Source organism: Brevundimonas sp. (assembly GCF_016463295.1).
Taxonomy (GTDB): Bacteria; Pseudomonadota; Alphaproteobacteria; order Caulobacterales; family Caulobacteraceae; genus Brevundimonas.
This window is the reverse complement of record NZ_JAEMRO010000020.1, coordinates 1-16819: the sequence shown is the minus strand read 5'-3', so window position 1 is coordinate 16819 and position 16819 is coordinate 1. Positions and strand designations below refer to the sequence as shown.

The window sequence follows — 16819 nt, the reverse complement described above, 5'->3', positions numbered from 1 at the left end:
GCCTACAGAATGACGTTCAGCTTGCGCGCCAGGGATTCCAGCTCACCCCGGATCGACCCGGCCGAGGAGCCCAGGAGGCCGGTCATGGCCCGCCTGGCGGCACCGAGATCGGCGGACAGGATCATCCGCTTGACCGGCCCCACCCCACCTGCCGGTGCCGACAACCGGGTGAAGCCGAGGGTCAGCAGGGCAAAGGCCTCCAGCGGCCGCCCGGCCAGTTCGCCGCAGACGGACACCGGCGTACCCGTGTCGGCGCATTTGCGCTGGATTTCGGCGAGGGCTCTCAGCGCAGGCGGCGAGAGCGGATCGTAGCGGTCCGATACCAGCGGATTGGTCCGGTCGGCCGCGAACATGTACTGGAACAGATCGTTTGTTCCCACCGAGACGAAGTCCGTCAGGGGGAGCAAGGCATCCAGATGCCACAGCAAACTGGGGCATTCGATCATGGCCCCGACACGAAGCAGGGCCGGCAGTTCGCGCCCTCGCCTGCGTGCCCATTCGCATTCGACATCGACCAGTTCCCGCGCGGCCCTGAACTCGTCCACGGTGGCGATCATGGGGAACATGACGCGCAGTTCGCGTCCTGCACCTGCCGCCAGAAGGGCCCGTAGCTGCAATCTCAAAAGGCCGGGCCGGTCCAGGCCCAGACGAATGGCACGCCGTCCCAGAGCCGGGTTTTCCTCCCGCTCGGTCTCCAGATAGGGCAGCACCTTGTCGCCGCCGATATCGAGGGTGCGGAAGGTGACGGGGCGGTCGCCAGCCGTATCCAGCACCAGTTTGTAGAGCGCCGTCTGGCTGTCCAGCCGCGGCAACTCCTCGGACACCATGAACTGGAACTCGGTGCGGAACAGGCCGATGCCCTCGGCCCCGGTCGCGTCCAGATTCTCCAGATCGACGGCCAGACCGGCATTGGTCAGGACCGTGATCCGCTGACCATCACGGGTGACGGCGTCCACGTCGCGCAGCTTGGCGAACTCGGCCTGCCGCTGGCTGCGGACCTCCATCCGCGACTGGACGGCGGCCAGCATGTCGGGTCGCGGGCGCAGATAGGCCTCGCCCGTTTCGCCGTCGACGATGACCAGATCGCCCTCGGACAGGCGGTCACGCAGGCCCATGAGGCGACCGACACACGGTATCTGCAGCGCGCGCGCCACGATGGCGGCGTGGCTGGCGGCCGAGCCTTCCTCCAGCAACAGCCCCCTCAGCTTGTGCCGGGGATATTCCAGCAGATCGGCGGGACCCAGGTTGCGCGCCACCAGAATGGCGTCGTCAGGCAGGTCCCTCTCGCCCGGCTTGTCCCCGGCCAGAAACCGCAGCAGGCGGTTGGCCAGGTCCTCGAAGTCGTGGAGCCGCTCCTTGATGTATGGGTCGCGGGCCTGGGCGAAGCGGGCGCGGTGTTCGTTGCGCACACGATCAACGGCGGCCTCGGCGGTCAGGCCGGTCCGCACCGCCTCCTCCAGCGACCGGTTCCAGCTGCGGTCGTCGGCGAACATCCGGTAGGTTTCCAGCACCTCGAACGACTGGCCCGCCAGCTTGACCCGACCGCCCTCCAGCATGGCGTCGATGTGGGCCTTGAGCCCGATCAGGGCCTCGCGCAGACGGATTTCCTCAACCTGCTGGTTCTCGGCCAGCAGGTTCTCAGGCGGCACCGGTGCCTCGTGCAGGACAACGTGGCCGTAAGCCAGGCCCTCGGCGAACCTCTGGCCCTTCAGCCGCTCCGGACGGTGCGGTGCGACCTCGATATCGCGCAGTTCGTCCTGGGCCAGCAGTTCGCCGGACGCCACGGTCTCGGCCAGGACCATGGCGATGGTCTGGATGTCCTCGACTTCTTCCTCGTCATAGCGACGCTCGGAGCGGTTCTGGACGACCAGCACGCCGATGGCCCGGCCGCCGCGCAGCAGGGGCGCGCCCAGGAAGGCGTGATAGGGGTCTTCGCCCGTTTCCGGACGGTAGGAGAAGCTGGGGTGGGACGGGGCGTCCGACAGGCTGATCGGTTGGGCGGTGCGGGCCACCTCGCCGACCAGACCCTCGCCAGGGCGCAGGCGGGTATTGTGTACGGCCTCGGGCTTCAGACCCTGGGTGGCGAACAGCTCCAGCTCACCCGACGACCGGCGCAGATAGATGGAGCAGACCTCGGCCACCATCGACTGGGCGATGGTGCGCACCACATGATCCAGACGCTCCTGGGCCGGAGCCGCGCCGGCCATCGCCTCGCGGATCTGGCGAAGCAGGCTGCGCGGCCCCCTCGTCGTCAATCCGCCAGCCGCCAATCTGCCCTCCCGTAAAGCTCACGCCGCAGATGGGCGCTCGGTGTGTCGTTTCCTAGACCGCTTCCAGACCGTATGCGGAATGAAGCGCGCGGACGGCCAGTTCCGCATAGGCAGCGTCAATCAGGACGCTGATCTTGATCTCGGACGTCGAGATGGCCTGGAATTTGATGCCTTTGTCGGCCAGGGCGCGGAACATGGTCTGGGCGACACCCGCATGGCTGCGCATACCGACGCCGACGACCGAGACCTTGGCGACGTCCTCATCGACGCGCAGTTCCTCAAAGCCGATCTGGGCCTGTTCGGCCCGCATCAGCTCGGCGGCACGCTGGGCATCCCTGCGACCGGTTGTGAAGGTCAGATTGACCGCGCCTTCGGTCCGGGCCTGCGACTGGACGATCATGTCCACGTTCACATTGGCCTCGGCCAGGCGGGTGAAGACATCGGCTGGCGCGTCGGTGCGGTCCGCCAGCCCCAGCAGGGTGATGCGGGCTTCGTCACGGCTCATGGTCACGCCGGACACAATACGTTTTTCCACGATTTCCTCCTCGTCGCAGATCAGGGTGCCGGCATTGGCGGGCAGCGCGCCGTTTTCGTCAGGTTCGATGAAGCTGGACAGGACCCGCACGGGCACCTGTTTGGCCATGGCCAGTTCGACGGATCGGGTCTGGAGCACCTTGGCCCCCAGCGAGGCCATTTCCAGCATCTCTTCGTAGGACACCTTTTCCAGACGTCTGGCCCGACTCTCGATGCGGGGGTCGGTGGTGTAGACGCCGTCCACATCGGTATAGATGTCGCACGGGCACGACAGCGCCGCTGCCACGGCGACCGCAGACGTATCCGAGCCGCCGCGCCCCAAGGTGGTGATCCGCCCGTCGCGGGTCACGCCCTGAAAGCCGGGGACGATCGCGATCTCGCCCGCGTCCATCGCTGCCCCCAGAACCTCGCCCGGCACGTCCTCGATACGGGCGCGGCCGTGGGCGTCGTCGGTCAGTATGGGGATCTGCCAGCCCATCCAGCTGCGCGCATTCAGGCCCATGTTGCGCAGGGTCAGGGCCAGCAGGCCCGCCGTCACCTGCTCGCCCGAGGCCACGACCACGTCGTATTCGTCGTCCGACATGGCCACGCCCTCGCCGGGTCGGCCCGCGCCGTCGGTCCAGGCCACCAGCTCATTGGTCTTGCCCGCCATGGCCGAAACGACGACGGCGACCTGCTTGCCCGTCGCGGCCTCTGCGGCGACGATCCGGGCAGCCCGGCGGATACGCTCGAGGTCGCCCATCGAGGTGCCGCCGAATTTCATCACCAGCCGCGTCATTTCAGCGTGTCGTTCCCTGTGCCATGAGGCTGTATGGTATCGAATGGCGTCAGGGTTCACTCCCGCAGCCACGGTTGCTTCTAGCGACCGGCGGACGACGCGCAAACCCCAAAGGCAACAGGGTCTTATGGACACCACCGACGCCCGGGCTTCTGGCCCCTCGATCGATCCGGCCGATGTGGCGCGGTTTTCAGCTCAGGCGGAGCTGTGGTGGGACGCGCGCGGGCCGTTCGCACCGCTGCACAAGTTCAATCCCGCGCGACTGGCCTTCGTGCGCGATCGGGCCGCCGAGCGGTTCGGGCGGGACATCCGCCAGCGTGAAGCTTTTGCGGGCTTGAGCCTGCTGGACGTCGGCTGTGGCGGCGGTCTGATCGCAGAGCCCATGCGGCGGCTGGGCTTCGAGGTCACCGCCATCGACGCCTCGTCCGAGAACATCGGCACGGCGCGGGCTCATGCCGAGATGACCGGTCTCGACATCGCCTATCGCGCCGCCACGGTCGAGCAGCTGGAGGCAGAGGGCGCGGGGCCGTTCGATGTCGTCCTGACCATGGAGGTCATCGAACATGTCGCCGATCCGGAAGCCTTTGCGCGTTCGTGTTCGCGACTGCTGAAGCCGGGCGGCCTCATGATCGTGGCTACCCTGAACCGCACGCTGAAGGGACTGCTGCTGGGCAAGGTCGCGGCGGAATATGTGCTGCGCTGGGTGCCCGCAGGCACCCACAACTGGCGGCAGTTCCTGAAGCCTGACGAGATCCGCGCCATGCTGGCCGCTGAGCCGGTCACCGTCACCGGCCCCTACGGCCTGGAATACGACCTCTTGAACGATTGCTGGAGCGAGGGCGAGGCTGACATCAACTACATGATGATCGCCACCAAGGACTGATCGTCAGAGGGTCCGGAGCATGTAGCGGGCGTCGTCGCCATAACTCGCCAGTTTTGCGGCCAGCGTCGGAGACGTGACCGGCTGGAAACCCATCCGTTGCCAGAAGGCCGTCGCGTCATTCACCGCGACCAGCGCCATGGTTGTCCAGCCTTCCGCCCGCGCCTGATCGATCAAACGCTCGACGATGGCGCGCGTATGCCTGCCGCCGCGCACCGCCGGATCGAGCGCCAGGTCGTGCAGATAGATGCGATCGGCATCCGCCGGGATGGCCTCGATCAGGGTGTTCAGCGGCGGGGCGGTCTGGCCCTCCCAGGGATAGGCGAACAGATAGCCGCGCACAGTATCCTCGGCGTCGGCCAAGACGAACGACATGGTCGGGCAGAGCGCCAGCCGGTTCTCGAAACAGGCCCGGCTCTCGAAGTGATCGGGAAACGACTGCCGCGCGACGGTGACGACGCCGTCGATGTCGGCTTCGGTCATCAGACGCCAAGCCAGCGCAGAGGCGGCCATCAGTGCGCCTTGGACGGGTCTGGCGGCAGGGAGGGCAGGGGCGCACAAGGTACGCCGTCGTCCCGCAGTTTCTTCACCTCGGCGGGCGTCGCCTCGCCATAGATTTCGCGTTTCTCGGAGCGGCCCTCGTGGATGTCGCGGGCCTCGCGGGCGAAGGCGTCGCCGACGTAGTCGAAATTCTGTTCGACATGGGATCGGACCTCGCGGGCGGCCCGCATCATCATGGTCTGAACCGCGGCGGGATCGGCAGAGGGCGCTGACTTGCGCGTGCCCGCGACAGCGGGAGCCATGATCTGCTTGCCGATATCGCGCGAGCCGCAGAACGGGCATTCGATCAGACCGCGCGCCGCCTGGTCGTCATAGTCGGCAGAGGCGCTGAACCAGGCCTCGAAGCCGTGGTCGTGCTCGCATTTCAGGGCATAGCGGATCATGCGTCGGGCAGGGCGAAGTCGCGGTCGTGAGTTAGTTGCGGAATGGCCTCGCGCGCCCGGCTGACAGCGTCGAAGTCCAGGGTGGCGAACAGCACCCCGGGCGCGTCGTCGTCCAGCTTGGCGACCACCTCACCCCAGGGAGAGACCACGGTGGAGCGACCCCAGGTGCGACGACCGTCTTCGTGCTGACCAGCCTGGGCCGGAGCCAGGATATAGGCCCCGCTCTCGATGGCCCGCGCTCGCAGCAGGGTCTCCCAGTGCGCCTCTCCGGTCGGGACGGTGAAGGCGGCAGGCACGGCGATCATTGAGGCCCCCGCCTTGCCCAGCGCCCGATGCAGATGCGGAAAGCGGACATCGTAGCAGATGGTCAGCCCCAGCCGGCCCCACGGCGTATCGGCCACCACAGCGGCGTCGCCCGGGCGGATCGAGGCACTTTCGCGCCAGCTTTCACCCGTCGGCAGATCGACGTCATAGACGTGCAGCTTGTCATAAATGACGACCACCGCGCCGGTGTCGTCGATCAGGATCGAGCGGTTGGCCGCGCGGTCGTCGCCGTCATGGCCCGATTTGACGATGGCCGAACCGATCAGCAGCCAGACCTTCAACTCGCGGGCCAGATCGCGAAGGCCCTGAACCACCATATCGGCGTCAGCGTCGGTTAGGACCGCGTCCCTAGCTGCCCGGTCCTTGATCAGGAAGTTGGTCGCCTCGGGCGTCAGGATGAGCTGCGCCCCGCCCTCCGCTGCCTGACGGATCAGTGGCGCAACGTGTTCCAGCGCCGCCTGCGGCGTCGCGGGTGTCCGGGTCTGGATCAGGGCGACCTTCAGGCTGGTCATGGGCTGACGTCAGGCGGCCAGCAGCGGGTCGAGACCCCCGCGCGCGTCGAGCGCATGCAGGTCGTCGGAGCCACCGATGTGCTTTTCGCCCACAAACACCTGCGGGAAGGTCATGCGTCCGCCGGACTTCTGGATCATTTCCTGCTTCTTCTCCGGGTCGTTGGAGGCGACGATCTCGGTGAAGTCCACGCCCTTCTTGTCCAGCAGGGCCTTGGCGGCGGTGCAGTAGGGGCAGCCGGGTTTGGTGTAGATGACGACGTCGGCCAAGGCGGTTCTCCGAGGGTTCGAGATGACCCTCTAACCGAACGGCGAGGGTTGGGGTTGCGCCCTATGTAGGCAATTCCCTCGCGGTTCGCACCCTCGCGATCACCGCCAGATCGACAGCCCGCGCTCCGCCGTCCAGCAGCGCCCGCGCGCACGCCTCGGCCGTCGCGCCGGTCGTCAGCACATCGTCGATCAGCAGGATGCGCCGCCCCCTGATCTGACGCCGCCCCGCCTCGGTGACGGCAAACGCCTTTTTCACGTTCAACCTGCGCCCGCGCAGCGACTTGCCGCCCTGGCTGGTCGTATGGGTCTGGCGCACCAGGGCGTCGGGCAGGAAGGCCAGTCCGCTGGAGGCCGCCAGCGGTCGCGCAATCTCTGCGGCCTGATTGAAGCGGCGCGACATGAGCCGGAGGGGGTGCAGCGGCACGGGCACCACCGCATCGGCCCGTTCCAGCAAGGGCGCGGCCGAGCGGCTGATCCAGCGCGCGAACAAGGGTGCGAAGGGTTGATGATCGCCATGCTTGAACTTCAGCACCAGTCCCCGCGACGCCTCGTCATAGATGCAGGCCGCTCGCGCACGGTCGAAGGCATAGGGCTGGGCCAGGCAGGCGGCGCATCGGCTGGCGGCAAAGGCCCCACCGTCCGCCTCGAACGCCGCACCGCAGCCGTCGCACACCGGATCTTCCAGAAAGATCACGCGGCTCCAGGCGTCCGGTGTCAGGCCCGCCGAGGCCGTGGCCTCCGGACTGTCATGCGCCAGCGACGGCAGAAGCAGATCGGCCAGTCCGCGCCCCACACGCCGACCGAACAGGACGATAGGCCCAACGTCTTTCAATCGTGCGCGCCAGCCCCCATCCTGCACAGCCATGAACGCCTCCCCCGGTCCGCCCGCCATCTTCGATGCTCGCCGTCGTGCCGCCCGCCTGACGCGGAGCGAACGCCTGTTCGCCCGAGCCGACTTCCTGCACGACCGCGCCGCCGAGAATGCGGTGAACAGTCTGGAGGTCATCCTGCGCGACTTTCCCGACGTCGTCGACCTGTCGGCGCATCCGGGCCCGTTCGCGCGGCGGCTGGCGGATAGTATCGCAGCGTCAAGGGTCGGAGCGGTCAGGGCGATTTCCGACCCCGACACGCGCGCGGCTCCGGGCGCACAGCCCCTGCCCCTGCCCGACCAGTCGCAGGACCTGATCGTTTCGCTAATGAGCCTGCACTGGGCCAACGACCTGCCCGGTGCCCTGGCTCAGATCCGGCGCGCGCTGAAGCCGGACGGCTTGTTCATGGGCACATTGCTGGGCGCCGGCACCCTGAAGGAGTTGCGCGGGGCTCTGACCCAGGCCGAGCTGGAAGTACGCGGCGGGGCACAGGCGCGCGTGTCGCCCTTTGCCGACGGCTTCGACGGAGCCGCCCTGTTGCAGCGCGCCGGCTTTGCCCTGCCGGTCAGCGATGTCGATCGGGTGGTGGTGCGCTATCCGGACATGCTGGCCCTGGTGCGAGACCTCAGGGCTATGGGGGAAACCAATGTGCTGGCCGGAACGTCACGCCCGTTGACGCGCGCCATTGTGGCCCGAGCGGCGGCCCTCTATGCCGAAGCCCATGCCGGGCCGGATGGTCGCGTGCCCGCGACGTTCGAGATCATCCACCTGGCGGGATGGGCGCCACACGAAAGCCAGCAAAAGCCCCTGCCGCGAGGATCGGCCAAGGTCAGGCTGGCGGATGCTCTCGGCGTGAAGGAGCAGACCGGAAAGTAAAGGCTGATCAGGCTCCGGTGATCGCGCTGCCGATCTGGTTCATGGCCTTGTTGAAAACGCCCGTGCTGGTGTCGGCGAATAGGCTGAGGGCGGCCAGGGCGGCGACAACCACCAGAGCGGCGATCAGACCGTACTCGATGGCGGTCGCCCCGTCTTCATCGGCCAGAAAACGCGAGATCAGGTGTCGCATTCGTTCCCCGTACGCGGAGGCGGGTCAGAGAAGATCGCGCAACCATGCGACCAGGGGCTCGTCGGCCGGAGGCATGGGATAGTCCGAAAGCTGGCTCGGCTTCACCCACTTCAATGCCGCATGCTCGCGCCGCTGCACCGTGCCCGACCAGCGTCGGAGCAAGTACAGTGGCATCAACAGGTGAAAAGAATCGTAAGCGTGACTGGTAAACACGAACGGGGCCAGGCAGGCCGCATTGACGTCGATGCCCAGCTCTTCGCGCAGTTCGCGGATCAGAGCCTGTTCCGGCCGCTCGCCGGGTTCGATCTTTCCGCCAGGAAACTCCCACAGCCCGGCCAACGCCTTGCCCTCGGGCCGCTGGGCGATCAGCACCCGCCCGTCGGTGTCGATCAGGGCGGCGGCGACGACGAGAACCGTGGGTAGGCTGTCGGTCACGAGCGATAGTCGCCGTTGATCTCGATGTAGCGCTTGGTCAGATCACAGGTCCAGACCGTGGCCGAGGCCCGGCCGGAGCCGACGTCGACGGTGATGTCGATCTCGGACTGTTTCATATAGGCGCTCATCATGGCCTCGTCGTAGTTGGGGGCCGGTGCCCCATCGATGGCTGCCTGATGCGGACCGAAACGGATCGCCAGACTGTCGCGATCGACCGGCTCGTCGGTCTTGCCCACGGCCATGACGACGCGGCCCCAGTTGGCGTCCTCGCCCGCCAGCGCGGTCTTGACCAGGGGGCTGTCGGCGATCGACTTGGCCAGTTTGCGGGCAGAGGCCGGGCTGGCGGCACCGTCTACGGTCACCTTGACGAACTTGGTCGCGCCCTCGCCGTCGCGGACCAGCTGGTGCGCGAGGTCGAGCATGACCTTGTCCAGGGCCGCAGAGAACGATTTCAGACGCCGATCTCCGACACGGCCGATGCGCGGCGCGCCTGACGCGCCGGTGGCGAACAGCAGGCAGGTGTCGTTGGTCGAGGTGTCACCGTCCACGGTCACGGAGTTGAAGGTCGTTCTCACATGTAGGCCCAGCAGGGCGCGCAGCACGCTGGGGTGGATGTCGGCGTCGGTGACGATGAAGGCCAGCATGGTGGCCATGTCCGGCGCGATCATGCCCGACCCCTTGGCGATGCCCGCGATGCGGACCGTATGGCCCTCGATCTGGCATTCGGCGAACGATCCCTTGGGGAAGGTGTCGGTGGTCATGATGCCCAGACCCGCCCTCGCCCAGCCGTCGGGATCCAGTCCGGCCTCGATGTCGTGCATCCTGGCGGCAATCTTCCTGTCGTCCAGCAAGACACCGATCACACCGGTTGAGGCCAGCATGACGTCACGCTGGCGGCAGCCGAACCGCTTGGCGACCTCGGAGGCGGTACGACGGGCTGCGTCGGCTCCTGCCTTGCCCGTGAAAGCATTGGCGCAGCCGGCGTTGACGACCAGGGCCCGCACATCCTTGCCGCCGTCGCTGGCGTCCAGATGCCGACGGCACCAGTCGACAGGGGCCGAGCCGACCTTGTGGCGGGTAAAGACGCCCGCACACGTCGTCCCGCGCGCGAAGGAAAAGACGACCAGATCGTCGCGTTCGTGCTTGTAGAAGCCCGCTCGCGCGGTGGCGATTTCCACGCCTGCGATCGGGGGAATGGTCGGGAACGGCACGGCCAGTGGCGACACCTGAAGGCCCGGCTTGCCGGGGGCCACGGCCACAGGCGGGGGCACAGGTTTGGTCGCGCGCTTCAGGGCGGTGGCCAGGGGGTCCAGAGCCTTTTCGATGGCGTGTTCGATCTTCTGGCCTGTCGAGCGGCCGGTCATCGGGGTCTTGCTCATTGGGCCGGGCCTGCGGGAGCGGATGAGCCTGCGGCCTCAGGCTCGTCGATCAGGCGCTCGATCTTCGCGCGTCCCCGCAGTTGCTCCAGCTGCTGGCGGATACCCTCATAGGTCAGGAAGCGGACGATCTGGGGCCGGGCCTGCTCCAGCGTCGGCGGCGTTTCGCGGCGGCGATCCTCGACCCGCAGCACGGCCCATCCGGCCTCCGTCTGAACCGGACCGACGGTAGAGCCGGCTGGCTGTTCGCGCAGGGCATCGGCATAGGCCTGGGGCAGGACGTCGAGGGTGCGATAGCCCAGATCGCCGCCCGAAAAGCGCGTCGCATCATCGATGGAGCTTTGCGCCGCCACGGCCTCGAACGCCGCGCCCTGGGCCAGGACGCCGATCACGGCGGCGGCTTCCTCGCGTGTGCGGCTGAGGATCAGGCGGACCCGAACCTCGTCGGTCGTCTGGGCCTGACGGACCTGGTCGCGATACAGTTCCTGGATGCGGGCCTCGCTGACCTGGCCCGAGACCTGCTCCTCGATCAGGACGTCGCCGAGGATGCGTTCGCGCGTCGCCTCCAGACGACGCTGGACCAGGGCGTCGTCGTCCAGCCCGCGCCGTTCCGCCTCGGCGGCCAGCAGTTTGCGGTCAATGACCTCGTCCAGCACGCGGCGAAACAGATCGGCGTTGACGTCGAGCGGTTCGGTCTCGCCGATCAGGCCTTGCGCCACCGCTTCGCGCTTCACATCGGAAGCCCATATGGTCTGGTCCTGCACCCTGGCCACAGCCCGGTCGTTGGCCTCCGGCGGACGATCATCGCCTCCTGCGCGACCACAGGCCGACAGAGCCAGAAGGGCGGCGAACAGGACCGGCGCGACGGTCATCACGGAGGGGCGAAAAGGCCGCATGAGGCAAGCTCCGTCACAGGGCGGCAAAGGCCCTCGCGTTGACAGGGATAAGGTCGGTGCTTAAGTCCCGCCTGCGCCCAAGTCGAGGGGTTTCATCGTCCGCGCGGCCCCATGCAGCGCGCCCTGTTTCAGGTGCGACGGGCCGCCGCCGAAGAGGCCGCCGTCTCGGCGCGAAACCCTCGCCGCTCCTTCGGGACCGTTTTTCGTACCAGAGCCCCAACCGCTCGCCCGCCTTCGGATCATTCATGCTCGGCATCGCCAAGAAGATTTTCGGCTCCTCCAACGACCGCAAGGTCAAGGAATTCATGGGGCGGGTCCAGAAGATCAACGCCCTGGAAGACAAGTTCGCCGCCCTGTCGGACGACGAGCTGCGCATGATGACCGACGCCTTCCGGGATCGCCTGGCCAATGGCGAGACGCTGGACAAGATCATGAACGAGGCCTTCGCCGTCGCACGCGAAGCGTCCAAGCGGGTACTGGGTCAGCGTCAGTATGACGTCCAGCTGACCGGCGGCATGATCCTGCACGACGGCGGCATCGCCGAGATGCGCACCGGCGAGGGCAAGACCCTGGTCGCCATCGCGCCCGCCTATCTGAATGCCCTGAGCGGCAAGGGTGTGCACGTCATCACCGTCAATGACTATCTGGCCCGCCGCGACGCCGAATGGATGGGCCGCGTCTATCGCTTCCTGGGCATGGACGTCGGCGTGATCGTCAACGGCCTGTCGTCGGGCCAGCGTCAGGCCGCCTATGCCGCCGACATCACTTACGGCACCAACAACGAATTCGGCTTCGACTATCTGCGCGACAACCTGGTCTACGACCGGGCCGAGATGGTGCAGCGCCCGCACCATTTCGCCATCGTCGACGAGGTCGACTCCATTCTGATCGACGAGGCGCGCACGCCTCTGATCATCTCTGGCCCGACCGAGGATCGCTCAGACCTGTATCTGATCGTCGACGGCATCGTGAAGGAGCTGATCCAGGACAAGTCGGTCTATGACCTGGACGAGAAGCAGCGTCAGGTCCTTCTGACGGAAGAAGGCTCCGAAAAGATCGAACAGGTCATGGAGGAGCGCGGCCTGTTCGCCGAAGACACGACCGGCCTGTATGATGCGGCCAACGTTAGCCTGGTCCACCACGTCAACCAGGCGCTGCGGGCCAATACGCTTTACCAGCGCGACAAGGACTACATCATCAAGGCCGGCGAGATCGTCCTGATCGACGAATTCACGGGTCGGATGATGTCGGGCCGCCGACTGTCGGAAGGCCTGCATCAGGCCATCGAGGCCAAGGAGGGCGTGAAGATCATGCCCGAAAACCAGACTCTGGCCTCGGTCACGATCCAGAACTATTTCCGCCTCTACGAAAAGCTGGCGGGCATGACCGGCACGGCCGCCACCGAGGCGCAGGAGTTCCTCGACATCTACAAGATGGACGTGCTGGAGGTGCCGACCAACCGGCCCATCAAGCGGATCGACCACGACGACGAAATCTTCCGCACCGAGGCCGAGAAGAACCAGGCCATCGCCAATCTGATCGCCGAATGCCACGTCAAGGGCCAGCCGATCCTGGTCGGCACGGTGTCGATCGAGAAGTCCGAGACCCTGTCGGAGCTGCTGAAGACCCACAGCTACGAGGTCCGGATCAAGACGCTGAAGCCGCAGCATCAGCACCTGCTGGCCCAGGTGATCAGCGACGATCCCAAGGAACGGGCCGCGGCCAAGAAGGCCTATCAGGCGCTGAAGGACGAAGATTTCGACATCGAGGTCAAGACCGGCAAGGGCATTCCGCACAGCGTGCTGAACGCGCGCCAGCACGAGCAGGAAGCCTTCATCGTCGCCGACGCGGGCCTGCCCGGCGTCGTCACCATCGCCACCAACATGGCCGGTCGCGGCACCGACATCCAGCTGGGCGGCAATCTGGAAATGAAGCTGCAGAAGTGGCGTCAGGACCAGCGCAATCTGGCCATCGAGGTCACGCCCGAGGACGAGGCGGCCATGGAGGCCCAGTTCAAGGCCGAGATCGCGGTCCAGAGGGAGAAGTCTCTGGCCGCCGGCGGCCTGTTCGTCCTGGGCACCGAGCGCCACGAAAGCCGCCGTATCGACAACCAGCTGCGCGGCCGGACCGGGCGTCAGGGCGACCCCGGCGTGTCCAAATTCTTCCTGTCCTGCGAGGACGACCTGCTGCGCATCTTCGCCGGCGACCGTCTGGACGCGATCATGCGCAGCTTCGGCGTGGCCGAGGGCGAGGCGATTTCGCACCCCTGGCTGAACCGCGCTGTCGAGACCGCCCAGAAGCGGGTCGAAACCCGCAACTACGACATCCGCAAGAACCTGCTGAAATACGACGACGTCGTGAACGACCAGCGCAAGGCCGTCTTCGAGCAGCGTCAGGAGTTCATGGACTCCACCGACCTGTCCGAACTGGTCAACGAGTTCCGCGCCGACGTCATCTCCGACCTGGTCGAAAAGCACATGCCGCCCAAGGCCTATGCCGAGCAGTGGGACATCGACGGCCTGGACGAAAAGGTGAAGTCGACTCTCGGTCTGGACCTGCCGCTGCATGACTGGGCGGCCGAGGAAGGCGTGTCCAATGAGGAGATCGAAGAGCGGATCATCGCCGCCACCGACGCCCGTGCCGCCGAGCGTCTGGAAATGCTGGGTGCCGACCAGACCCGCGGTCTGGAGCGCCAGTTTCTGCTGCAACAGATCGACATGGCCTGGCGCGAGCACCTGGTTCACCTGGACCACCTGCGCGGCGTCATCGGCCTGCGCGGCTATGGCCAGCGCGATCCGCTGAACGAGTACAAGACCGAGGCCTTCAACCTGTTCGAGACGCTGCTGTACGAGCTGCGCCACAACGTCACCCGCTGGCTGATGACGGTCGAGTTCCGCTTCCAGGAGGCCCCGCCGCCCATGGACATGCCCGAGTTCCAGGAAATCCACCTGAACCCCGGCACGGGCGAGAACGAGATGAATCATCCCTCGGCCCAGAACCCGGAAGGCCAGTTGACCGGCGACGATCGTTCGCGCCTGCCCGTCGATCTGCTGCCGGCCGATTGGGAGCGCACGCCGCGCAATGCCGACTGCCCGTGTGGATCGGGACGCAAGTTCAAGCATTGCCACGGGGCGCTTATCTAGGGCGCTAACGCTTGCCGCGCGGCGGCTCGCTGCTTGAGCGTGCCTGCGGGCTCGTGTTCTGGCGATTGTGCTGACGACGGAGAGACTGATGGCCGGTGCGCGTAAAGACCTTTTCTCCCGTGCCCTGTCGCTCGACCCTGATCGACTGCACTTTGCAGCGCACAGCCATCATCTGTGGCCCGACGCCAGCTTCGACGGTCAGGTGCGCGCCTGGGTCGAGGCCAATCAGTTCGCGGATCGCAAGTGGGACCTCGTCTTCGGTGACGTGGTGCCGGAGGCGCAGAAACATGTGGCGGCCGAACTGAACCTGCCGTCACCGGACACGGTGGTGTTCGCGTCCAACACCCATGACTTCCTGCTGCGGATCATCTCGGGTCTCGAGCGCAAGCCAATCCGAATCCTGTCCACCGACGGCGAATTCCATGCCTTCCGTCGCCAAGCCGAGCGCTGGGAAGAGGCGGGTCAGGCGGTGGTCACGCGCGTGCCGCTGGAGCCATTCGAAACGTTCGACGAGCGGTTTGTGCAGGCGGCGCGCGGCGGTGGTTTCGACCTGATCGTGATCAGCCAGATCTTCTTCAAGACGGGCCAGGGCTTCAATCGGCTGGAGGATCTGGCGGCCCTGGCCGATCCGGCGGGGCCATGGGTGGTCGTGGACGGCTATCACGGCTTCATGGCCACGCCGACCGATCTGTCGGCGGTGGCGGACAAGGTCTTCTACGTCACCGGCGGCTACAAATACGCCATGTCGGGCGAGGGGGCGGGCATTCTGCATGCGCCAGATGGCTATTGCACGCGCCCCGTATCCACCGGCTGGTTCGCCGAATTCGGCAATCTGATGGGACCGCCCGAGGGCGTTCAGTACCGCGCCGATGCCGGCCGGTTCTGGGGCGCGACGATGGATTCGACGCCCCTGTATCGCTTCAACGGCGTGCGCCGGATGCTGGACGAGGCGGGTCTGACCACCGCCGACATCGCCGCCCATGCCCACGGCCTGATGCGGACCTTCCAGCAGGCCGTTGAGGGCGGTCAGGTCGGGCGGCTGGCCGATGCTGAAATCCTGAATCCGATGACGGATGACGCCAACCGCGCACGCTTCCTGGCCTTGCGCCACGCCAAGGCCCAGGCCTGGCGGGCGCGGCTGCTGGAGGCCAATGTGGTCACCGATGTTCGCGACGACACCATCCGCTTCGGCTTTGGCCTGTACCAGGACGAGGCTGATCTGGCGCGGATGATCGAGACCTGCGAGCGAGTGCTCTGACGCACCTCTAGAAGAAGGTGGTGTCTTCTTCCTGCTTGGGCTGGGGCGTCGTGCGCGACCTTGGCGTCTGTGTCGGGCGCGGAGAAGGTTCAGCCTTGCGTGACGACCCCGCACTCGATCCGGAACCCTGACCAGCCTGCGGCAGAGGCTGGCCCTCGACCCGGCCGGGTGCCGCGACCGGCGGAACGGTCAGATCGGGGTAGGGCAGAGCCTGTGTGCCTGCGGGTGGCGATACAGCGGGGCCGCCTTCGTCGTACGGCACGGCCTCGGTTGCCTGTGCTCCGTCCGTAGCGACGCGATCCGGTGCGCCCAGATCGTCGCGGATATAGGCCCAGGAGCGGGCATCGGTGCAGGCGCAGGCCTTCAGAAATCCTTGTCGGTCACGCCACAGAATGACGGGATAGCCTTCCCGCACGCCGCTCGGCTCCAGCAGGTCACCCAGGCGGCGGGCGAAGTCGCGGCCGCCCGCGACTATGGCGGTGCGGGTCAGATCGCCGTCCGCAGGGGCCAGCCCCGGGGCCGTCCAGTTGGCTGCCGGCGTGTCGGTCCAGCGGCGATACAGCGTCCAGTCGCGGGTCAACCACAGCTCGGCCACGGTGGCCCGCTCGGCGGCGGTGGACTGGGCCAGTCCCTCCACATCGGCCCGTGCGAACATCACCACGCGCAGGTCGGCCCCCGCCGCGCGCAGCTTGGGGCCCTCTTCCCGCTGGAACCGCATCAGGGCGTCACTGTCTCGATAGCCCACGACATAGACCGGCGAACCCGTCACATCGCCCGGCGACACCCAGGGCGCGTCGTCGAGCAGCCGCTGGATCTCGGCCTGGTTCTGACTGACCGTCACCGGCTGGAACCGCGCGAAATAGTTCCACCAGCCCCAGTAACCGGCTCCGGCCAAGGCCAGGCCGACGATGATCAGAAGGGTGGTCCAGACCAGAAAACGACGCATGCGACGGGCTCTACAGCTTTACGGTATCGCCCAGTCTAACGCCCGTTTGTGGAAAGTGCTGCACCGAACGCGGACAAGGCGAAAATCACCCCATCGTCGGGATGACGAAGCTGGAGTCCGCATGCTCCAGATCGCTGTCCGGCCAGCGGGCCGTGACGGTCTTGACCTTGGTCCAGAACTTCACGCCTTCCATGCCGTGCTGGTTGGTGTCGCCGAAGGCCGAGCGCTTCCAGCCGCCGAAGGTGTGATAGGCGACCGGCACCGGGATCGGGACGTTGATCCCGACCATGCCGACATTGACCCGGGCGGCGAAGTCGCGGG

The 16819-nt window shown here is 66.8% G+C and carries 17 protein-coding genes; 4 read left to right on the top strand and 13 right to left on the bottom strand.

Going from position 1 to position 16819, the window contains the following annotated elements; genetic code table 11:
• Positions 1-2: 2 nt before the first annotated feature.
• Both ptsP and JHC81_RS06545 read right to left on the bottom strand, forming a co-directional pair.
• Entirely contained in the window at positions 3-2270 is a 2268-nt protein-coding gene (gene ptsP, locus JHC81_RS06550; RefSeq protein ID WP_292172298.1) for a phosphoenolpyruvate--protein phosphotransferase, read from the bottom strand.
• 52 nt (positions 2271-2322) lie between these two features.
• A complete protein-coding gene (locus JHC81_RS06545) occupies positions 2323-3582 on the bottom strand; it encodes an aspartate kinase (protein WP_292172296.1) in 1260 nt (419 codons plus the stop codon).
• 127 nt (positions 3583-3709) lie between these two features.
• On the opposite strand from JHC81_RS06545, the gene ubiG reads away from it, so the two are divergent.
• Positions 3710-4465: a bifunctional 2-polyprenyl-6-hydroxyphenol methylase/3-demethylubiquinol 3-O-methyltransferase UbiG gene (ubiG, locus tag JHC81_RS06540; protein WP_292172294.1), complete on the top strand. Its 756-nt coding sequence runs from the start codon at positions 3710-3712 to the stop codon at positions 4463-4465.
• Between the two features lie 3 nt (positions 4466-4468).
• Here the strand turns inward: ubiG and JHC81_RS06535 are convergent, their stop codons facing one another.
• The 5 genes from JHC81_RS06535 to JHC81_RS06515 all read right to left on the bottom strand — a co-directional run bounded on the left by JHC81_RS06535 (position 4469) and on the right by JHC81_RS06515 (position 7374).
• On the bottom strand, positions 4469-4975 hold the full coding sequence (locus JHC81_RS06535) for a GNAT family N-acetyltransferase (protein ID WP_292172293.1): 507 nt from the start codon (positions 4973-4975) through the stop codon (positions 4469-4471).
• A complete protein-coding gene (locus JHC81_RS06530; RefSeq protein WP_292172291.1) occupies positions 4975-5406 on the bottom strand; it encodes a DUF1178 family protein in 432 nt (143 codons plus the stop codon). Before JHC81_RS06530 ends, JHC81_RS06535 begins: the two co-directional genes overlap by 1 nt.
• The gene (locus JHC81_RS06525; protein ID WP_292172289.1) at positions 5403-6242 is read right to left on the bottom strand and encodes a carbon-nitrogen hydrolase family protein; all 840 of its coding nucleotides are present in this window, start codon (positions 6240-6242) and stop codon (positions 5403-5405) included. The genes JHC81_RS06530 and JHC81_RS06525 overlap by 4 nt, the downstream gene beginning before the upstream one ends.
• Before the next feature lie 9 nt (positions 6243-6251).
• Positions 6252-6509 carry a glutaredoxin 3 gene (grxC, locus tag JHC81_RS06520; protein ID WP_292172286.1) on the bottom strand — a complete coding sequence of 86 codons (258 nt, stop codon included), beginning with the start codon at positions 6507-6509 and terminating at the stop codon, positions 6252-6254.
• A gap of 61 nt (positions 6510-6570) precedes the next feature.
• Entirely contained in the window at positions 6571-7374 is an 804-nt protein-coding gene (locus JHC81_RS06515) for a ComF family protein (RefSeq protein ID WP_292172283.1), read from the bottom strand.
• Here JHC81_RS06515 and JHC81_RS06510 point away from each other — a divergent pair.
• Positions 7373-8254, top strand: a complete 882-nt coding sequence (locus JHC81_RS06510) for a methyltransferase domain-containing protein (RefSeq protein WP_292172279.1) — start codon at positions 7373-7375, stop codon at positions 8252-8254. The two genes, JHC81_RS06515 and JHC81_RS06510, sit on opposite strands and share 2 nt — an antisense overlap.
• 7 nt (positions 8255-8261) lie before the next feature.
• Here JHC81_RS06510 and JHC81_RS06505 read toward each other — a convergent pair whose 3' ends face one another.
• Genes JHC81_RS06505 through JHC81_RS06490 form a run of 4 tightly spaced genes read right to left on the bottom strand, consistent with a single transcriptional unit; the run spans position 8262 to position 11151 of the window.
• Entirely contained in the window at positions 8262-8444 is a 183-nt protein-coding gene (locus JHC81_RS06505) for a Flp family type IVb pilin (RefSeq protein ID WP_292172276.1), read from the bottom strand.
• Positions 8445-8468: 24 nt separating this feature from the next.
• On the bottom strand, positions 8469-8879 hold the full coding sequence (locus tag JHC81_RS06500) for a (deoxy)nucleoside triphosphate pyrophosphohydrolase (protein WP_292172274.1): 411 nt from the start codon (positions 8877-8879) through the stop codon (positions 8469-8471).
• Positions 8876-10258, bottom strand: a complete 1383-nt coding sequence (gene argJ, locus JHC81_RS06495; protein ID WP_292172270.1) for a bifunctional glutamate N-acetyltransferase/amino-acid acetyltransferase ArgJ — start codon at positions 10256-10258, stop codon at positions 8876-8878. The genes JHC81_RS06500 and argJ overlap by 4 nt, the downstream gene beginning before the upstream one ends.
• The gene (locus JHC81_RS06490; protein WP_292172266.1) at positions 10255-11151 is read right to left on the bottom strand and encodes a peptidylprolyl isomerase; all 897 of its coding nucleotides are present in this window, start codon (positions 11149-11151) and stop codon (positions 10255-10257) included. The genes argJ and JHC81_RS06490 overlap by 4 nt, the downstream gene beginning before the upstream one ends.
• A 245-nt stretch (positions 11152-11396) precedes the next feature.
• Here JHC81_RS06490 and secA point away from each other — a divergent pair, with 245 nt between their 5' ends.
• Positions 11397-14294, top strand: a complete 2898-nt coding sequence (secA, locus tag JHC81_RS06485; protein WP_292172264.1) for a preprotein translocase subunit SecA — start codon at positions 11397-11399, stop codon at positions 14292-14294.
• Positions 14295-14382: 88 nt separating this feature from the next.
• Positions 14383-15552, top strand: a complete 1170-nt coding sequence (locus JHC81_RS06480; protein WP_292172262.1) for an aminotransferase class V-fold PLP-dependent enzyme — start codon at positions 14383-14385, stop codon at positions 15550-15552.
• Positions 15553-15559: 7 nt separating this feature from the next.
• On the opposite strand, the gene JHC81_RS06475 is transcribed toward JHC81_RS06480, so the two are convergent.
• Positions 15560-16498, bottom strand: a complete 939-nt coding sequence (locus JHC81_RS06475) for a hypothetical protein (protein ID WP_292172261.1) — start codon at positions 16496-16498, stop codon at positions 15560-15562.
• A gap of 85 nt (positions 16499-16583) precedes the next feature.
• Positions 16584-16819: aldehyde dehydrogenase family protein (locus tag JHC81_RS06470; protein WP_292172259.1), on the bottom strand; the 236-nt coding region annotated here is incomplete at its 5' end.